Here is a 17415-nt window from a genome sequence, read left to right on the forward strand (position 1 = left end):
CCCCACTCCAAATCAAGAGAATTGCCAAAAACCTGCTGCTGGATGGTGTATCTCAGTCGCCCCCATTTTGGCAAAAACATATAGTGATCCAAAACCAAAGGGATAATTGTAATCCTCCTGAAGTAACGTTTCAGGATAACCATCTTCATCTACCTGCAATAAAAAGGAAAAGGATTCCTCCTTCAGCTTCGTAAAATAATAGTCTTCATTTTGAATAAGTCTCGGGTTTCCGCCTACTTTGATCAAAAAAGGCTGATCCATTGATTTTTTGTCATGGCTTAATTTCCCATCTGAAATTGCATGCTTTACAAGCCCTGGGTTAGTAAACATATCTTTGACACTTTCAGTTGAAGTGGGATGCTCAATCACCTTGACCGAGCAATTAGGATAAATGTTGTTTTCTAAATACTCCTCATAGTCTTCAGGGATGAAGATCGAAATCATGCTCGCCGGTTTAAAGGGATGGACGAGGCTCAAGTAAAAAACATATTTTTGGTTATCTTCGTGGATGAGGTCCGATTGATTATCAAAAAATTCGGGCGCATTCCCGCCGATCCAGCCCGCACTATGCTCGTTCGATAGGATCGACCCCGCATAATAAAGAATACATTCCGTTCTCTCAGCTAAAATATTCATTTGATATTCATTAGGCATTTTACAACTCTCCCTCAAGAAACGCGAACCCCCTTACTCCGCTGCTTCCGCCAGCCATGCTTGCATAGCTGGCGACTCTGCCCGATTCAAACGCAGGGCGATTTCGGTATTGATCTCATCTGGCGGCATGTTCTCGACGAGGACACATACAGACTCTCGCGGTTGATTCAAGGCAAACACGCCTTCATCATCGAGCATTTTCATCGCCAGCTCCATGGCCTTCAGCCTCGAATCAAATTCACGATTCCATTCATCAGCTTCAAGCTCCGCAATGGAAGGACGTTCCATAAATAATTGTTTAACATCATCGAAGTCCTCATCCTCGTAGCAACAATAGGGTGAATCGGCATAAGACCATTTGATGAGTTCCGCAATCGTTGACCCCGGCGTGTCACTTTCTTCTCCTTGCCTGGCCGCTTCCCTCTCCAAGGCCTCCCATGACCAGGCGGAGATGCTTGGCGCATGTCCCTCTCCAGTAGTAAATAGCGTGCAGTAATAGTAACGTTCACCATTTTCAAAAAGAGTGCGAAAGGACGTCCTAGCCACATCAGCAATTTCTGCCGCCAGCGCCTGTATTTCATGCGTCGGTTCCATGACAATCGCCCCTTAGCCCTATAAAATATATATCTTATTTCCATTATAAAAATTGTTCGTCCTAAATCTACCTACTTTTCGCCTGAATCCTGGAAATGTGTACGATTAAGGTTCTAATTCGAGGTGCATCTTGGCTTCCGCCTCATCCCATGGCACTGAGTAACCCGCCCCTTTGGCGCAAAAGATAGAGGAGGATGTATACAGTGGGTCTGCCCCTTTGCGGTAGCCCATCCGTTCTATGACTTCCTCCGTATTATGACAGCGATCGTAGCCGCTGAACACGCAACGGATACTGCCTCGTCCATGCGTAAAGGATGCAAATTCGGTACTGTAGTTCATGAAAGTCGACACGGGCACCCTGCCCGTGACCACCGCTTGCGTTCCGGTTGTCTGCGGTGGATTAAAAATACCCGAAGCACGCTGAATATCGGACAGCACCCTGCCCATTTCATCGATAGCGACCTTGATTTTGAAATCGTAATAGGGCTCCAGCAGCAGATTGTCCGCCTTCTCCAGCCCCTGCCGTAGTGCTCGAAAAGCAGCCTCACGAAAATCGCCACCATGGGTATGTTCTTTATGCGCGCGCCCCCTCAGCAGCGTAATGTTCACGTCGGTAACCGGCATGCCGGTCAGCAGTCCGTGATGCTCCCGTTCATAGAGATGATTCCGAATCAGATTCTGATAGCTGACATTCAGATCATCGGCATGACATCTGCTATCGAACATAATGCCGCTGCCCCTTTCTCCCGGTTCAATCAGCAGATGCACTTCCGCATAATGCCTGAGCGGTTCGAAGTGGCCGTACCCTTTCACAGCCGATTGAATCGTTTCCTTATACAAGATTTCCGGTTGTCCAAAAGAGATAGCAAAGCCAAACCGCTCTCTAACAAGCTGCACCAGCACTTCCAGTTGAATCAATCCCATGACGCGGATAGAAATCTCCTGCAATTTCTCATCCCAAACGACGTTTAGAGACGGCTCCTCCGCCTCCAGTGTGCGAAAAGCACCGAGCACCTTCTGTACATGTATCGAATTGTCGAATAATACCTTAGATTGTAATGTCGGCTCCGAATCGTAAGCTAACTTGTCCGATATCGACCCCAGACCTTGTCCGGCCTCGGCGGCGGACAATCCGGCAACCGCAAACAAATCGCCGGCCTCCACTTGTTCCACCGGCTGCGACTTAAGTCCGTTAAACAAGAAGATCCGCGTAACTTTCTCGTCATATTGAACCCCGCCGCTCTCGTAACTAAGCTGTTCCCTCACCTTCAGCCGACCACCCAGCGCCTTAATGAACGTGAGTCTCACTCCGCCTGCATCGTGCCGAATTTTATAAACCCGCCCCTGGAACGAAGCATTCTCGTCATAAGTGGTTGTCGTCAGCAGATGCAGCTGATCCAGAAATTCAACGACGCCTGTATCCTGAAGCGCAGAGCCGTAAGCACAGGGGAAGAGAAGACCCGCCACTATCATCCTCTGCAAGGCCTCCAGCCAGAAGCCGGAATCCTCTCTCCCCTCCAGGAATGCTTCCAGCAATGCTTCGTCTCGCTCCGCCATGGCCTCCCGCAGCGGCTCGCCGACTATGCCGTCAGCCAAGCTCTGTGTAATGCAGCATACGTCCCCCGTCAACTGCTGTCGGATGTCAGCCTCGGTTCTGCCTACATCCGCGCCAATCCGATCCGTTTTGTTGATAAAGAAGAACGTCGGAATCCGATGTTTGCGTAGCAGCTGCCAAACCGTCTCCGTATGGCCCTGGACACCTTCAACTGCGCTTACAATCAGGATGGCATAATCAATGACCTGAATCGCTCGCTCCATCTCTGGAGAGAAATCGACGTGTCCGGGCGTGTCTATTAAATAATAACTGTCTCCTTTATATTCCATTACCGCCTGATCTGCGAACACCGTAATGCCCCTTGCCCGCTCGATGTCGTGGCTGTCCAGAAACGCATCCTGATGATCCACCCGCCCACGCGACCGGATACTGTTCGTATGGTACAGCAGCTGTTCCGCAAAAGTTGTCTTACCTGCATCCACATGGGCGAACAGGCCAATCGTTAGTCGCTTCATAGAATCCCACTTTCAACGCTTCTTGTTAATACTACTCATTTTATTAAAGCATAGAATTCGGGAGAGTGGGTAGAAGTTGGTTTGCGCTCACAACTTGCTGGAAAGCAAACATAAGATATCGGAAAGTAAAATAACTCTTCAATTAATGCCGAAAGCGAGTATTGTCAGAAATGGGTCTGAGTTACTGTTTGTTTGAAATAACATTATCGAGAAACTGAACTGCGTCACTATTAAATTTCCAGGAGATCCCAAACTTATCAACTAGCATTCCAAAGCACGAAGACCAAGGTGTATTTGTTAACGGCATCACAACATGGCCGCCAACAGACAAATGTTTAAAGTATTCTTCTAATGTTTGTTTATCATCATTAACTAGACTAATAAATACGTTATTTCCTTTCACTATTTCCCCTGTTACCGCCATCATGGAAGGCAAAATATCCGACATCATGATTTTTCCGCCTGCAAACTCGACTGAGGACTCCATGATCATATTTAATTCATTCTCCGATAATGGATAGTTTGGATCTTGCGGGAAATCCTTAAATTTAACTTTTTTAACTTCTTTCGCGTTTAAAGCCTTCGAATAAAAATCAATCGCTTGTTCTGCAACTCCATCAAAGTTTAAATATACAATAGCTGACATAAAGTAAAACCTCCTTCGTGTTATACATGCAGTATAATGAATAAGAGGTGACAGATGTATGTCACCATTTATAGATATAGTACAAAAAAAGAAGGAGAACCTATGGAAAAGGTCGAGAGGTTAATATCCATCATCATGATATTGCTGAAAAAAGACATCGTTACAACAAAAGAATTCGCACAATTATTTAACGTTTCCAAAAGAACGATCCTTCGGGATATGGAAACTCTGAGTTTATCAAACATCCCGATCTATTCTATTCATGGAATTCATGGCGGCTATGGCATTATGGATGAATACAAGGTTGATAAACGTCTTTTAAGCAACTCCGACTTGGAGAATATATTGACTGCGCTCGGCGGATTAGGACAAATTCTAATTAGTGAAGAAGTTGAAGTGACTATTAAAAAAATAGAAGCCATGGTTAGCCCATTGTCTCCAAAAGGTTCAATCCAACTGTCATTTTATGATTGGGAGGGTCGGTCTGAGATTCTTCAAACCTTGAAGATATGCCAAGAATCGATATCAAAGAGAAAGTTGGTCTCATTTGATTATATAGATAAAAATGGCACCGCGACGAATAGAATTGTCGAGCCATATCAGCTCCATTTTAGCGAAATGAGTTGGTATTTGAAGGGATTCTGTTTACATCGTCAGGGATATAGAACATTTAAATTATCCAGGATCGATCATCTTCTTATGGAGGAAATCACATTTAACCCTAGAGTTGATTCATTGGGACAAGAACATGAAGCAAGTTATCAATCGGAATCAGTCTCTATTAAGGCATTAATTTCGCCTAGCATAAAAGATCAATTTATAGAAAGGTACGGCCGAAAGAGTATTGAAAACTATAGTTCTGATTATTTCTTAGCCACCATCCATGTTCCTCAAAACAGTATTGGATTTCAATTTTTAGCAAGCTTCGGTACAAATCTAGAAGTCGTAGAGCCCAAAACATATATTGAAGAATTTCGAAATTATTTAAATAAAATGGTGGCGATATATAATGAAAACCCCAATTAATTTTGATAAATAAAGAGAGAGTGTGGTAGATTCTTTTTATACTAATTCTTTAATTTGGATGGCCCCGTGAGGGAAAGTTTACAGGTGTACGTATTGTCATTTTCTGTCCTGTTTACCCACTGGAATGCTCTGAGCAAAATGAAATACATTATGAGGGTCGTACTTTCGTTTCACTTGCTTCAATCTGCCAAAGTTCACGCCATAATACGCCTTGGGCCAGTTCTTAATCTGCAGATCGGGAAAATTCACATAATCCCCTTTAACAAAGGGACGTAACGCTTTACGGAACCTTTCCACCCACTGAATATTCCGCTCCTGCTCCCCATTGTTTCTCCAGCGGGCTGACAGTTCGTAAATTGTCTCAGCCTTCCGATGAGGATAGGCCGTTGCAGTAGGCGATACTCGACTTACCGCGCTTCCTGCACCACCTAAGCTCTGACTCCACACGCTAGAATGCCTGTTGGGTGCTTTGGCTAAAAAGTCGCGTATAATTCGTACTCCTTCAGGCGGTAAAGGTTGGAACCCGTAGGCCCCAGTTATTTTAAACTTTGGTTCCAAATTCAGGTCCGATTCGGCAAAAAAATGGGTTGCTTCAATAAAAGGTACTGTCTTCACCATCACCTTCACCGGGGTGCCTGCTCGCAAGAGCGGTCTAATCAATCGACGCAGCTCCTCTGCACCGCCAAGCAATTGCCCGGTAGATACAATGGTTCCCACCTGCTTGGCAGCCACCTCAATGGTTGAGGTTAAGCGGTTTGTGACCGATGGGGCCCAGCGTTGCCAAGCCGGTAATACCTTCTCAAGATCGCTCCATTTCCACGTAATACTGTATATAGAAACCTTCGAAATCGGTCTAACTCGAAATATAAACTCGGTAGCAACACCAAAGTTCCCTCCCCCTCCGCCTCGCGATGCCCACAATAGATCGGAATGTTTCTTGCTGTTTGCCACAATCGTCTTTGCCCCATACCGCCCCGAAGCTACGACCATCTTCACTTGTTTCAGGTTATCGCACGTAAGTCCATATTTGCGGGAAAGAAGTCCAATGCCTCCTCCCAGGGTGAGCCCAGCTACGCCTACGTCGGGTGCAGTCCCCGCCGGAATGGCCACACGCTTATTCCACAGCTTCTTGTACACACGGGCAAGTGGATTTCCTGTTTGGACAATGGCCACTCCATTTTTTCGATCAACTGTAACCTTATTCATCTCGCTCACATCGATAATAATACCGCCATTTACAGTTGAGAATCCTTCATAGCTATGCCGTCCGCTGCGCACTCGCAACCGTATGCCCCGCTCACGAGCCCATTTGACTGCGTTGATCACATCCTGAGTTCGTTGGCAAAAAACAATGACCCTTGGAAATTTGGAAAAACGCCTATTGAACTCCATTCTGGCCATATTGTATGACGGATTCCCCGGAATTACGATCCTTCCGGTTAATCGCGTACTTTTCTTTTGCAACTTTTGTGCCATCTACTTTACACCATCCCCGTTCATGACATAAGCCTTTCTCTTCAGCTTATTTCTATGTAGAGACACCTGGCCTAGTAACGGCACACACCCAGTGTGAATCGTAAAATAGTTCAAACCACTATGAACTAAGACATGGTCATTTATCTAAAGTGCCGATTCGCTTTCCGTCTGAGGGGTTACACCTAGAGGTGAGACGATACGCACGCTTTTCATCAACGAGGGCAGAAAAGGAGCCATCCCTAGTGGGATAGCTCCTTTTCTTATTCTCAGTACGAATTATTCTTGTACAATTCGAAATCTGCTAATCATTTCGCTCACTTGTTGGCTTGATTGTTTCAATTGTTCAGCTGCACTATGCAGATGGGAATACGCTTGACTCTGATCGTTAGAAGCCGAACTTATCTCTTCTGTGGCAGAAGCTGCGTCTCGAGCTACATCGGATATCTTGATAATGGATGAGATGACCTGTTCCCTGCTAACATTCATCTGCCCTATATCCCCATCCATCTCTTGAATCGAACTGATGATTTCCTTTAGCATATCCATAATCGATTCAAATACCGTTCCCGACTCCTGAACAATAAGAGATTGTTCGGAGATAATCACATCTGTCTGATTCATGACCTGCAACGTTTGAGAAACTTCTGCCTTGAGGCGTGCAATAGTTGTGTTAATTCTCTCTGTTGATTCATAAGTCATGGTCGACAGCTTGCGAATCTCTGTAGCGACGACTGCAAATCCTTTTCCGGAATCGCCGGCACGCGCCGCTTCTATGCTCGCATTTAATGCGAGGAGCTTCGTTTGCTCAGATACTTCATTAATCGTTTGTACGATTGTGGAAATCGTAAGCATCTGTTCTGCCAGACCTTCAATATGTTGTACGACCAGTTGGTTTGCTTCTGTCGTTTGGAGATTGTGATCCTGTAATTTCTTTACTTTATCCATGCCGCCTCTTAAGACGATTTCAGCCTCCGAAGACAAGCTGGTCATTTTTTTATTCCTTACATTTACCTTTTCAATCGTGTCCGATAGCGCCATCGTTTCACGGCTCGTTGCCTCTGTCAAGGATGCTTGCTCAGAAGCACCAACTGCAATTTCATTAATGCCTGACGTCATTTCCTCGCCGGTTGCCGTTGTTTGTTCCGCAATAAAGGTAAGTTCATGAGCAGAAGTATTTACATGGCCAATCGATTGGCTTACTGTCGAAATGAGTTCTTTCATACGAGATACCATTATATTAAAATCAGCGGTTAATTGCCCAAGCTCATCCTGGGAGAAAGTACGTATATCGACGGCCAGATTGCCCTCCGCAATCTCTCGCACACGTCCGCGCAAATAACGGATCGGATGATGGATGGATCGGATGATCAAATAACCAAGCAACGATGAAGCGATCAAGCCTGCTAATGTTAAAAGGATACTGATCAATCGCAGGAAGCTATATTGTTTTTGTGTGCTGTCCAACATGATTTGGTTATCATCGTAGTACAGATCGCCTATGTGATCCAAAGCGTCTTCCATCTGGTCAAACTTTTCGCTGCCCTCCTGATAAGAAAGAAGATTCGCCCTTTCACGCACAGTTGAATCCTTTGACGATAATCCGTCAATCACTTTCTTGGAGACCAATTCATACGCTTCAACCGTTGCTTCGTAGTCTTGAATTAACTTTTCCTCATTATCAAAAATTGTTCCAAATGACTTATACTTATTAAGTTTCTTCTTTGCTGACTCCTTTTGTTTTTCGTAATCCTCCAGTTGTTTCGAAAATTGTTCCGACCCTGCTTCATAACTGTACAGCGATCGCTCTGCCAACAGCATCTGATATAGGTCGATATCTGCTGTACGAATGAGATCAATGACTTCCGCCCTAATACTAAGGCTCTCCTCAAGCGAGGATTGTACCCGCTTCAGATTGTAAATCCCAACGCCTCCGATCACAAGGCTAGTGATTACAGTAACGACGATCGTTAGAATTACCTTGTTCCTGATCGTCATCGTGAACTTCTTACCTCTCATTATGCCTCACTCCCATCTAGTCCCTCTCGAGGTAACACGATGTACTTATTCAACATCGTTTGCCAAACACCTCTTTCTATACATCAGAGTTATGGGGAAATTGTAAAATTGTTAGAAACCAAGAGTCACGCACATGGGATTACGTTTCCAAACCCCATGCTCCCTAGGGCGGGAATACTTAATTTTTAAATCACAATCGAAATACTCTGACCCTTAATCCTTCGCTTCATTTTGACAGCAAAGGACCCCTCTGCATGGATTGCAGAAGGGTCAGCGGTTAAAAAATGGTGCACTGTATTAGATTCTCTAAACAATGAGGCTTATAGATTTAATAAGTTTAGCCAAAAATTTAGCCATCATCGGCATAATGAAGAATACTGTCTATTGGCTAAACTAAAACTTTCATTTTATTGTCCAAAGAGATTCTACAACTCTCCTTCAAGAAACTTAATGAGGTACCGTCCAAGCTGCACAAGGAAATTTGCTATGTTTTCATATCATATTACAACCACTACTATCCTAATTAAAAAATCTATTGATTCAGGTTCCTCAGCGACTACCTCTGTAGGTCCCAGACTACTTTTCCTCTTCTTGTAAGGTGGCTGCCCCGCCTATTAAACAGGGAATCTCAATATCATCAATGTCCATCATCTTATCTTTCTCTGCATCATAGTACTCCCCGAATAAAAACAATGACTCATTTTTCCTATTCAATAAATAAGGGATAATTTTTTCACAAAATTCAGTAACACTTTTAAACATACACTCTGGGGCAATCCCCGATTCATCGATAACCAACAATTCCTTGTGTTCAATACGAGTAGGGTTGCGACTTAAATGATACAGTTGAAAAGAAGTACCCTTGCGATACGCTTTATAAATTGGAACTTCTATGGTTTCGATGAAATCTCCATCCGTATAATTCAAAGTAAACTTTACGGTCATCTCTATTCTCCTTTCAACAAACCTCATCATTGTTATAGTCGTCGCTGCTTTTTAACTTCTTGGACTCAGCTTATCGAAGATTTCGTGATTCATAAAAACGATCTATCATTTGCTTTATTTTCATCGGAGTTCTCAACGAAACTTGGTTTCCATTTTCATCAAAGGTCAAATGCCCCTTAAATGCTTCTGGCATATCCTGATATTGTTTCTCGACTTGTTGATATACCTTTTCAAAACAGGAATACCCGTATTTTTTAATTAGAAGAGGAAACCCGAAAGCAGACCTTAGAAACTCATATTCATAGTAGTTATAAGGAGTAGTCTCCGGCCTCTTTATCAAGATCTTAAGAAAATGGTCCGTGACCTTTTCGATCTCTTCTTCTGGCGCATACTGTACTAATCCATGGATCGCGAGCAGCCTCATATTCAAATATCGTTCTTTTTTATAGGCTTTCTGAAAGAAATCCTTCAGTTCCAAATTCCTGCACCGGATTAAACCATACAGAATCTTATTTCGTAGGGCAATATTCTTCATTTTAAAATACAGTTGCTCTATCAGACCTACTTCATCTGTGGTTAAAAGCTCATAGGCTACATCACTTATTACGCAGCTAAACTTAGGATCATTTTCGCGAAGGGGGGCAGTCGTTAGGTACTTAATCGATTCCTTGTGAAGCTGTTGTTTATCATTTGGCATCTCTATCATCCTTTCTTCTAAATTATATCAAGCCATTTAAAATACTACATGCCATGCATGGCCCCTTTGAAAATAGTACTCACATAAACTAGAATGCGCTTTCAATCTATGAATAGGCTTAAAAATTTGGTAGACTCTTCATATGATTGCCTGAAGTCAAAGACTGTGTCGAGCGCATTCGCTTCATATTCCCGCCTGATCATGGAGAAGAATTTACAGATCATATCATTTGGGCGATAGGCTATTTATCGGCAATACTGGACGCCACCATTTTTGATGAAAGCCAACAAACGATCATTGGCTAAAACTCCTTAATCCAATAGAACAGGAGAGATCACTTTGCAGCTCTCAGATTCCACTTATTCCGCAATTAGGGCTCTATGTAAACAAGGCGATGACTTAGTGAAGGCAGGCGATCTTGATGCCGCCAAGCAAAATTATATTGCCGCCCTCCGTTTATTGCCTGAAAATCATCAAGAATGGGAAGCCGCTACTTGGATATATGTAGCTATTGGGGATGTCCACTATCGTATGAAGAATTACGATAAGGCCTTCAAGTGCTTTTTTAATGCCGTACAGTGTCCGAAGGGGTTGGGTAATCCGTATATTCACCTTCGGCTGGGGCAATTATATTATGAACAGGAAAACTTTGAAAAGGCGGTTGACGAGTTAACCCGGGCTTACATGGGCGCCGGTATTGAGATTTTTATGGAAGACGACCCAAAATATCTTGAGTTTTTGGAGACAAACATAGAGATTTGAAATTTCAGACTACGCAAGAGCTGATTACGGTACTTTTATATTTTTTCACCTTCAAACCATTCCATAATATTATTTTCGAATTCAACGGCGAAATCAAAAAAACTCACTCTCCATCGCTTTGGTAAAATTTCGCAGGTGCACGAATGAACATCCTGTATGCCATCCGGTGCAGACCTGTTGTATGAAAGTTCTGGTTAGCTATCGTATCCATTATTCTTCTGAACGGAGTTTCGCCCTATCGTTCTCTGGCTCTTTGCAAGGCGCTGTCAACAGCGGCTGGCGTCATTTCTAACGATTTCTACAATCTGTTTGGAGTCATGAATAAAAGGACAGTTAAGGCTACTCAATGTGCCCTAACTGTCTTTTTACTAATTAAACCAAACTGTTACTGAAAAACCACCCACTAAGTATGTTATGTTCGTTTTTAGTAAGGTTGGCGGAGCGTTGTGATTCAGGTATTCCTTACCTACAAAGTCATGCATGAGTCCCGCCGAAATAAAACTTGGTCTGATGCAATTATGCAGATTTTAAAACGTACTATATACATTTTCCCATTCAATCGCAGTCGGTTCATAAAAACAATGTTTCTTCCATCGACCTACAAACGGCTGATTATACCAAGTTGGCGGACATGGTCCGGGGTTTTCATACGATCCTGGGCGGAAGTACCATAGCGAGTATTTGGCTGGCCAATTCCGCTCCCCATTCACAACCCGTTGTGCCAGACGGCGTTCTCTATCTCTTGCTCTTTAATAGTACATACCATGTTGTAGCGCTTCGAACGCATGCGGCTGGTTAATCATTTGGGGAATTGTCCGGATTCCTTTAAAAACGGAACAATTCGCTCTTATTCGGTTAATGCCAACAGCTCCAACAAGGAGCATGCCCATTTCGCCTTCGGCCTCAGCCTCAGCTCGAAGCAACCTTGCCAACATATCGATATCCTGTTTCCTGCATTTTACAACTGCCATTTGCTCACCTCATTTGATTTCTAGACTCTCATATTTTAGGCTAAGCGGATGTGTTACTCTGGCTAAGTAAATAGAAAACGATATTAAACAGCCATTTCACTGAACCTTAGCCCATTAGTTGAGTATCAGTGGTAAAATTACCCTCCAAAATATGTAATATGGTTCTCAGCTTTGTCTGTAACGGCAAGTTTATAAATTCTCAAATATAAAACCCTTTATCGAAACCCAAAGAAACTTGCCGCTACTTATGGTACGGTTCACCCTAACATTAACAGAGGCAAACAATTGTAATCAAAATTGAGATAGACCCCCTATTTTAATTGAAATTAGATGAAGGAAAGTCTTTAATAATTAATTCAATTTACTTTTGAATATCTCTTTCCCCTTTTGCACTCATGAATCCAACTTATGGCTAACAGATGATTTTTTCTATTTTAATGAATGTATGAACTTATATGTATTGGTACATTAAACATCTTAATATAATAGAAATACACCGTAATATAGACGGTTAATAAATAATATGATACATTTAATGTATCATATTATTTATTTGTGGTGAAAAAAATGACAAAAGAAAAGAACGTACAACCCATACGTTCATTAGAAGAAATTCAGCAAATGAAAAACTCTTTGATTCGTTATTGTTCTTATAGAGATTATTTTCTTTTTGTTTTTGGAATTAATGTTGGATTGAGAATGTCCGATATTCTTCCCCTTCGGGTTCAGGATATTCGAGATAAGACTCATATTCGTATAAAAGAGCAAAAAACAGGTAAATTTCGTACCATCTATTTGAATGAATACTTACGAAATGAAATAGACAAATATACAGCTTCTATGGAGCCTGAAAATCTTCTATTTCCTTCGAGAAAAGGTGATGGATACATCACCCTTACCCAAGCATACCGTACACTACAAAAGGCCGCTGAAATATCGGGAATCAAACATGTTGGTTCCAGAACACTTCGGAAAACTTTCGGATATCATCACTATAAAAAATATAAAAATTTAGCAATCTTACAAGAATTTTTTTCCCATTCAACTCCAAGTATCACCAAAAAATATATTGGTGTTCCGCAGGATGAAATTGAGGATACACTAAAGGATTTTAGTTTGTAATCAGGAGGAAAGATGAAACATGTTAAAACTGGAAGAACGAGGGCGGGGTAAATTCAAACCAGCACCCAATTATGACATTAATGATGTTAAAAATCTCCTTATAAAAAAAATTGAAGAGGAAACTCATCTAAATATAGACGAACCGCAAGATTACGATATGGAAAATCTTTTTTTTAAAACTGACAAAGCTAATGTTTTAGGTCTATTTTGTGGGGCAGGAGGGCTTGACCTAGGTCTCGAATTAGCCGGATTAGATGTAATTATTGGGGAAGAAAGAACCAACGAACTTTTTAAAAATAAAGATACTTTCAACTCAATTCGAGAAGAGAGTATTTTTCATCATCTCTATTCCAACGATATCTTTAAAGAAGCCCTAGAAACCTATAAACAGAACTTTCCTAATTCTGTTTTTATACACAATAAAGACATCCGAAAAGTGAAGGAGTTTCCAAAAGCTGATGTTGTCGTAGGGGGACCCCCATGCCCTGGATTTAGCGAGGCTGGACCACGATTGGTTGATGACCCTCGAAATTTTTTATATATCCACTATATTCGTTGTTTAATGCAAGTACAACCAAAATTCTTTATTATGGAAAATGTAAAAGGGATGCTGACTCTTGGTAAAGGAGAAGTTTTCCATCAAATCCGTCAAGATTTTGAAGCTGCAGGATACCGTGTGTATCACAAACTTGTAAATGCAAGGGATTATGGTGTTCCACAACTTCGGGAAAGGGTATTCTTAGTAGGTGTTCGAGAAGATATTAAATTCAAATATGAATTCCCTGAACCTTCCCATGGCGATGGTTTATTCCTGAATCCTTATATAACTTTAACGGAAGCAATAGGAGACTTAGAAGAAAACCCTGGCGAATATTTCACAGGTTCATATTCCACCATCTTTATGAGCCGAAATCGCAAAAAAAATTGGAATGAACAGAGTTTTACTATTCAAGCAAGTGGTAGACAAGCTCCCATTCATCCAGGTGGACTTCCAATGGAGAAGGTCGATAAGAACAAGTGGATTTTCCCAGACGGAGAAGAAAATAATCGCAGACTATCGGTAAAGGAAATCGCACGCATTCAAACTTTCCCTGATTGGTATAATTTTAGTGATGGAAAGAATGAGGGAATGTCTAAAAATGGTCGTTTAGACAAGATTTATAAACAAATTGGAAATGCAGTTCCAGTTCAATTAGCCAGGATCATTTCTCAACCGATTGCCAAATGGATTTACGAAAATAGATAAAAAAAGAAAATTCAATATTAGAGCCTTTTTATATCAAAAGGCTCTAATATGATTTATTTACGTGGTATAAAAATATTATAATTACTTTCTAACTCATTTAATAAACGATTATGATTTAAACTATTTGGCTCAACTTCAACATACTCACCAAGCTGTATCAATTGAGAAAGTGTTTTAATAGTAGTCTTCTGTGACAGACGTTGGTACGGTTTAAACTGAGTATAAATAGCTTTTCCTCTATTAGTTCCCTCAGTCATAGGATTGATAGGTCGATAAGCAATTTTGAAGTTACTACTTAATTGAAATATAGTTTCTTTATCAATAGGCTTTAATTTTAAAACCAAATCATTAATACTTCTTGGAACACTTGAGGAGACATACAAACAATTGGCAATATGATCGCCTGAACCATATCCCGCCACAATTTTCACTATATCATTATATGTAAATACATCAGTAAACTCCCTTGCTGTATTTCCGCTCCGTCTTCCAAAACAAATACTCACGCCAACAAATAAAGATGCAGACGGATTTGTCTTCCACCGATTAGACCATTTCGTACAATCAGATACAAGTCTATAAAACGCATCTGCTCCAAACTCTTCAATAACTCGACCATGAGAATACCAATTACCAAAATAATCAGCACTACTTAATTTCGCCGAAATTTTAATTGGTTCAGAGTTTTCTAAACGAATCAAAATATCAGTTTTCGCTCCAGAGCTCCCTACCCACTCAATACCAATAATTTTTGCGCCAGGACGAATACCTATATCCCTCATCCACTGTGGAATATCAAATGGTATTATCCTAACGCCCTTAATAGATTTCGCAATATCACGTTCGAATTGGTCAGTATTTGCAGACAAATAGAACCCACCCCTCTAAGTAGTACATTTTACCTATAGTCAAAATGCCCTGATTATATAGTAGCACTACTTAAAAAGAAAGAAAAACACACTATGGTATTGCTACAAAGCAGATAAGGTATCATATGAAAGAATTGCTGCTACTAAAAATAGATTTTCTACTATTCCATGTGTTAAAATTGGGGAAACAAATGAGCTTGGGAAATAGTGTTCGTGTGTAATCTGTTGGATGGAGTATTAACACTTATAATGCATTATTAAGAGTTGTTTACTTATTCAAATTACCTTTTCACACAACGAACCCTATGTTTCATTCAAATGATCTATTATTTAAGAAGAGTCACTTTAATGAAGTAATTTCTTAGAAAACTAAACATTACAGTATATAAGTTTGATGAACTATTAGAGACAGGCGGTTATACTAACCGGTAATCGAAATATTCCTTAAGTTTAAGTTAATTATTTTTTAATTATTATTATTCCATTTATTTATGAATAGAGATGGATTTTCGAACAAATTTCTATATACCCAAATTAATAGCCTTGTAGTTTTCTGGAAAGGACCCGTCCTTTCCTTTTTTTATTGTGCATAATTATTAATATGAAAAGGAGGTTATTACTATGGTAGAAATAAGGAGAGTTTGACTGTACATTCGTGTTTCCACAGAAGAACAAGCTGCCGAGGGATACAGTATATCCGCTCAAATAGATACCTTACGCCAATTCACACAACTTTACGATTGGAAAATTGTTGAAGAATACATCAATGAAGGCATTAGTGGAAAATACATAAAGGGTCGTCCTGCAATGTAGCGGCTTGTGGCTGATATTGAAAAGAAAGAGTTTGATACGGTTCTTGTTTGGAAAATCTCTCGTCTCTCTCGCAATATGTTTGTTAGATAAGTTTGAAGAATACAATGTGAAATTCATTTCCTATTCGGAAAACTTTGACACAGTAAGCCCGATCGGGCGCTTAGTCGTTCAAATAATGACCTCTATAGCAGAAATGGAACGAAACACGTTATCGGAAAATATTAAATTAGGTATGAAACAAAGGGCATTAGAAGGGTCGTAGAATGGTGGTATTATCTTGGGTTACGATTTAATCGAAAAGAAACTTGTCATAAATCAGAACGAAGCGGATATAGTCAAACTTATTTTTCATATGAGAATAACATGGGGTTGAAAGCTATTGCGAACCACTTAAATAAGAAGGGATACCGCACAAAATGAAACCGCCATTTTTCCATTACGGAATTGCTAAAACAAAATGTCGATCGCCTATCAGAAATACAAGAGTTACGAGAACGATATTTAGATGCATTTGAGAAAAGGACACTTTCCATGAATGTATTACAAGAACGGATGCAGAAAGTTGAAACTGAAAAGGAGCAATTAGAACAAAAAGTATTAATTTAAGTTCGACCCGAAATTCTGGTGATTCAAAAATTATTGAACCTGATCTTATTAAAATACTTCTGGAGCAATTTCTTATATTATACGAACAGTCGCCACGGGAGAAACAAAAACAGTTACTTCAACTATTAATTCGCCATATTCTAATCAAGCATCGTGAGGGAGAATCACGTAAAGTCGATAAGGTTGAACTCGAATTTGACTTTTCAGAAATAAACATCTCAAAAACTTTTACACTTCTGCACTTATTGTATCGTAAAACGGATAAATTAGATAATATCCCTCTTAATTTATCCGTTTCAACAAACGAACTCCCCCCTTATTTACAACCTTTCTTGCCACTATTTATGATAAGGTTCCCCTCGATTAATCTTCACCGCCCGATAAATCTGTTCCACCAGCACCAATCGCATCAGCTGATGTGGCAAGGTCATCCGTCCGAAGCTCAGCTTCTGCTGGGCACGGCGGAGAACTTCGTCAGAGAGACCATGACTGCCGCCAATAACGAAGATAACATGGCTTGTACCGTAGGTGCCGAGCTTGTCCAATTCCTCTGCGAGTTCCTCCGAGCTCCACAGTTTGCCGTCGATGGCAAGCACAATGACGTGTGCTTCACTTTTCACATGAGCAAGGATGCGCTCGCCCTCTCGCTCCTTAACCTGTCGGACTTCCGCCTCGCTTAGTGTGTCTGGGGCCTTTTCATCCGCTACCTCGATCATTTGAAACTTGATGTATGGCCCCAGCCGTTTAGCGTATTCCTGAATGCCCATGACCAAATATTTCTCTTTTAACTTGCCCACACCTATAAGCTGAATAAACAAATTCCATACCCCTATCTATGTCGAATAATAATGTAAAATCGTATTTACGATCCTTAACTTAAAAACATACCTGTAACATAGTTA

At 41.0% G+C, this 17415-nt stretch carries 15 protein-coding genes and 2 pseudogenes; 6 read left to right on the forward strand and 11 right to left on the reverse strand.

From position 1 onward, the window contains the following. Nucleotides 1-12 precede the first annotated feature (12 nt). From HFD99_RS10965 to HFD99_RS10980, 4 genes are all read right to left on the reverse strand, one after another. Nucleotides 13-654: a hypothetical protein gene (locus tag HFD99_RS10965; RefSeq protein WP_167440891.1), complete on the reverse strand. Its 642-nt coding sequence runs from the start codon at nucleotides 652-654 to the stop codon at nucleotides 13-15. Nucleotides 655-687: 33 nt separating this feature from the next. Then, a complete protein-coding gene (locus HFD99_RS10970) occupies nucleotides 688-1248 on the reverse strand; it encodes a DUF4303 domain-containing protein (RefSeq protein WP_025366240.1) in 561 nt (186 codons plus the stop codon). A gap of 105 nt (nucleotides 1249-1353) precedes the next feature. Next, nucleotides 1354-3318, reverse strand: coding sequence for an elongation factor G (locus HFD99_RS10975; RefSeq protein WP_167440892.1), 1965 nt, complete (start codon nucleotides 3316-3318; stop codon nucleotides 1354-1356). Between the two features lie 181 nt (nucleotides 3319-3499). Beyond that, complete coding sequence (locus tag HFD99_RS10980) at nucleotides 3500-3964, reverse strand: VOC family protein (protein WP_167440893.1); 465 nt, start codon at nucleotides 3962-3964, stop codon at nucleotides 3500-3502. A gap of 102 nt (nucleotides 3965-4066) precedes the next feature. Here HFD99_RS10980 and HFD99_RS10985 point away from each other — a divergent pair, with 102 nt between their 5' ends. Further along, nucleotides 4067-4990: a helix-turn-helix transcriptional regulator gene (locus tag HFD99_RS10985; RefSeq protein WP_167440894.1), complete on the forward strand. Its 924-nt coding sequence runs from the start codon at nucleotides 4067-4069 to the stop codon at nucleotides 4988-4990. Between the two features lie 96 nt (nucleotides 4991-5086). On the opposite strand, the gene HFD99_RS10990 is transcribed toward HFD99_RS10985, so the two are convergent. The 4 genes from HFD99_RS10990 to HFD99_RS11005 all read right to left on the reverse strand — a co-directional run bounded on the left by HFD99_RS10990 (nucleotide 5087) and on the right by HFD99_RS11005 (nucleotide 10124). Then, complete coding sequence (locus HFD99_RS10990; protein ID WP_167440895.1) at nucleotides 5087-6466, reverse strand: FAD-binding oxidoreductase; 1380 nt, start codon at nucleotides 6464-6466, stop codon at nucleotides 5087-5089. A gap of 276 nt (nucleotides 6467-6742) precedes the next feature. After that, nucleotides 6743-8482: a methyl-accepting chemotaxis protein gene (locus tag HFD99_RS10995; RefSeq protein ID WP_225164829.1), complete on the reverse strand. Its 1740-nt coding sequence runs from the start codon at nucleotides 8480-8482 to the stop codon at nucleotides 6743-6745. Nucleotides 8483-9058: 576 nt separating this feature from the next. Beyond that, entirely contained in the window at nucleotides 9059-9427 is a 369-nt protein-coding gene (locus HFD99_RS11000) for a hypothetical protein (protein ID WP_167440861.1), read from the reverse strand. A gap of 70 nt (nucleotides 9428-9497) precedes the next feature. Continuing rightward, the gene (locus HFD99_RS11005) at nucleotides 9498-10124 is read right to left on the reverse strand and encodes a hypothetical protein (protein ID WP_167440896.1); all 627 of its coding nucleotides are present in this window, start codon (nucleotides 10122-10124) and stop codon (nucleotides 9498-9500) included. Between the two features lie 146 nt (nucleotides 10125-10270). On the opposite strand from HFD99_RS11005, the gene HFD99_RS11010 reads away from it, so the two are divergent. Both HFD99_RS11010 and HFD99_RS11015 read left to right on the forward strand, forming a co-directional pair. Beyond that, nucleotides 10271-10429, forward strand: a complete 159-nt coding sequence (locus tag HFD99_RS11010) for a hypothetical protein (protein WP_165082207.1) — start codon at nucleotides 10271-10273, stop codon at nucleotides 10427-10429. A gap of 34 nt (nucleotides 10430-10463) precedes the next feature. Further along, a complete protein-coding gene (locus HFD99_RS11015; protein WP_090737553.1) occupies nucleotides 10464-10886 on the forward strand; it encodes a tetratricopeptide repeat protein in 423 nt (140 codons plus the stop codon). Nucleotides 10887-11413: 527 nt separating this feature from the next. Here the strand turns inward: HFD99_RS11015 and HFD99_RS11020 are convergent. Next, nucleotides 11414-11857: pseudogene (locus HFD99_RS11020) on the reverse strand (cell wall hydrolase). Between the two features lie 567 nt (nucleotides 11858-12424). Here HFD99_RS11020 and HFD99_RS11025 point away from each other — a divergent pair. After that, nucleotides 12425-12979 (forward strand): site-specific integrase, encoded by a 555-nt coding sequence (locus HFD99_RS11025; RefSeq protein WP_167440897.1) that lies wholly within the window; start codon nucleotides 12425-12427, stop codon nucleotides 12977-12979. 19 nt (nucleotides 12980-12998) lie between these two features. Next, the gene (locus tag HFD99_RS11030) at nucleotides 12999-14225 is read left to right on the forward strand and encodes a DNA cytosine methyltransferase (protein WP_167440898.1); all 1227 of its coding nucleotides are present in this window, start codon (nucleotides 12999-13001) and stop codon (nucleotides 14223-14225) included. 53 nt (nucleotides 14226-14278) lie between these two features. Here the strand turns inward: HFD99_RS11030 and HFD99_RS11035 are convergent, their stop codons facing one another. Next, complete coding sequence (locus HFD99_RS11035; protein WP_167440899.1) at nucleotides 14279-15094, reverse strand: hypothetical protein; 816 nt, start codon at nucleotides 15092-15094, stop codon at nucleotides 14279-14281. Between the two features lie 705 nt (nucleotides 15095-15799). Between HFD99_RS11035 and HFD99_RS25670 the strand changes: the two are divergent. Next, nucleotides 15800-16169 (forward strand): annotated as a pseudogene (locus tag HFD99_RS25670) (recombinase family protein). 682 nt (nucleotides 16170-16851) lie between these two features. Here the strand turns inward: HFD99_RS25670 and rlmH are convergent. Then, on the reverse strand, nucleotides 16852-17331 hold the full coding sequence (rlmH, locus tag HFD99_RS11045) for a 23S rRNA (pseudouridine(1915)-N(3))-methyltransferase RlmH (RefSeq protein ID WP_044786744.1): 480 nt from the start codon (nucleotides 17329-17331) through the stop codon (nucleotides 16852-16854). Nucleotides 17332-17415: the final 84 nt, after the last annotated feature.

Origin of the sequence: Paenibacillus sp. EKM301P, assembly GCF_011800295.1 — a bacterium.
GTDB lineage: Bacteria > Bacillota > Bacilli > Paenibacillales > Paenibacillaceae > Paenibacillus > Paenibacillus polymyxa.

What these genes read in the sequence shown, in the direction of transcription:
- HFD99_RS10990 (WP_167440895.1), bottom strand. Translation starts at nt 6,466, where the DNA reads ATGGCACAAAAGTTGCAAAAGAAAAGTACGCGATTAACCGGAAGGATC.
- HFD99_RS11000 (WP_167440861.1), bottom strand. Translation starts at nt 9,427, where the DNA reads ATGACCGTAAAGTTTACTTTGAATTATACGGATGGAGATTTCATCGAA.
- HFD99_RS10970 (WP_025366240.1), bottom strand. Translation starts at nt 1,248, where the DNA reads ATGGAACCGACGCATGAAATACAGGCGCTGGCGGCAGAAATTGCTGAT.
- HFD99_RS10965 (WP_167440891.1), bottom strand. Translation starts at nt 654, where the DNA reads ATGCCTAATGAATATCAAATGAATATTTTAGCTGAGAGAACGGAATGT.
- HFD99_RS11030 (WP_167440898.1), top strand. Translation starts at nt 12,999, where the DNA reads ATGTTAAAACTGGAAGAACGAGGGCGGGGTAAATTCAAACCAGCACCC.
- HFD99_RS10980 (WP_167440893.1), bottom strand. Translation starts at nt 3,964, where the DNA reads ATGTCAGCTATTGTATATTTAAACTTTGATGGAGTTGCAGAACAAGCG.
- HFD99_RS10985 (WP_167440894.1), top strand. Translation starts at nt 4,067, where the DNA reads ATGGAAAAGGTCGAGAGGTTAATATCCATCATCATGATATTGCTGAAA.
- HFD99_RS11025 (WP_167440897.1), top strand. Translation starts at nt 12,425, where the DNA reads ATGACAAAAGAAAAGAACGTACAACCCATACGTTCATTAGAAGAAATT.
- HFD99_RS10995 (WP_225164829.1), bottom strand. Translation starts at nt 8,482, where the DNA reads ATGAGAGGTAAGAAGTTCACGATGACGATCAGGAACAAGGTAATTCTA.
- HFD99_RS11005 (WP_167440896.1), bottom strand. Translation starts at nt 10,124, where the DNA reads ATGCCAAATGATAAACAACAGCTTCACAAGGAATCGATTAAGTACCTA.
- HFD99_RS10975 (WP_167440892.1), bottom strand. Translation starts at nt 3,318, where the DNA reads ATGAAGCGACTAACGATTGGCCTGTTCGCCCATGTGGATGCAGGTAAG.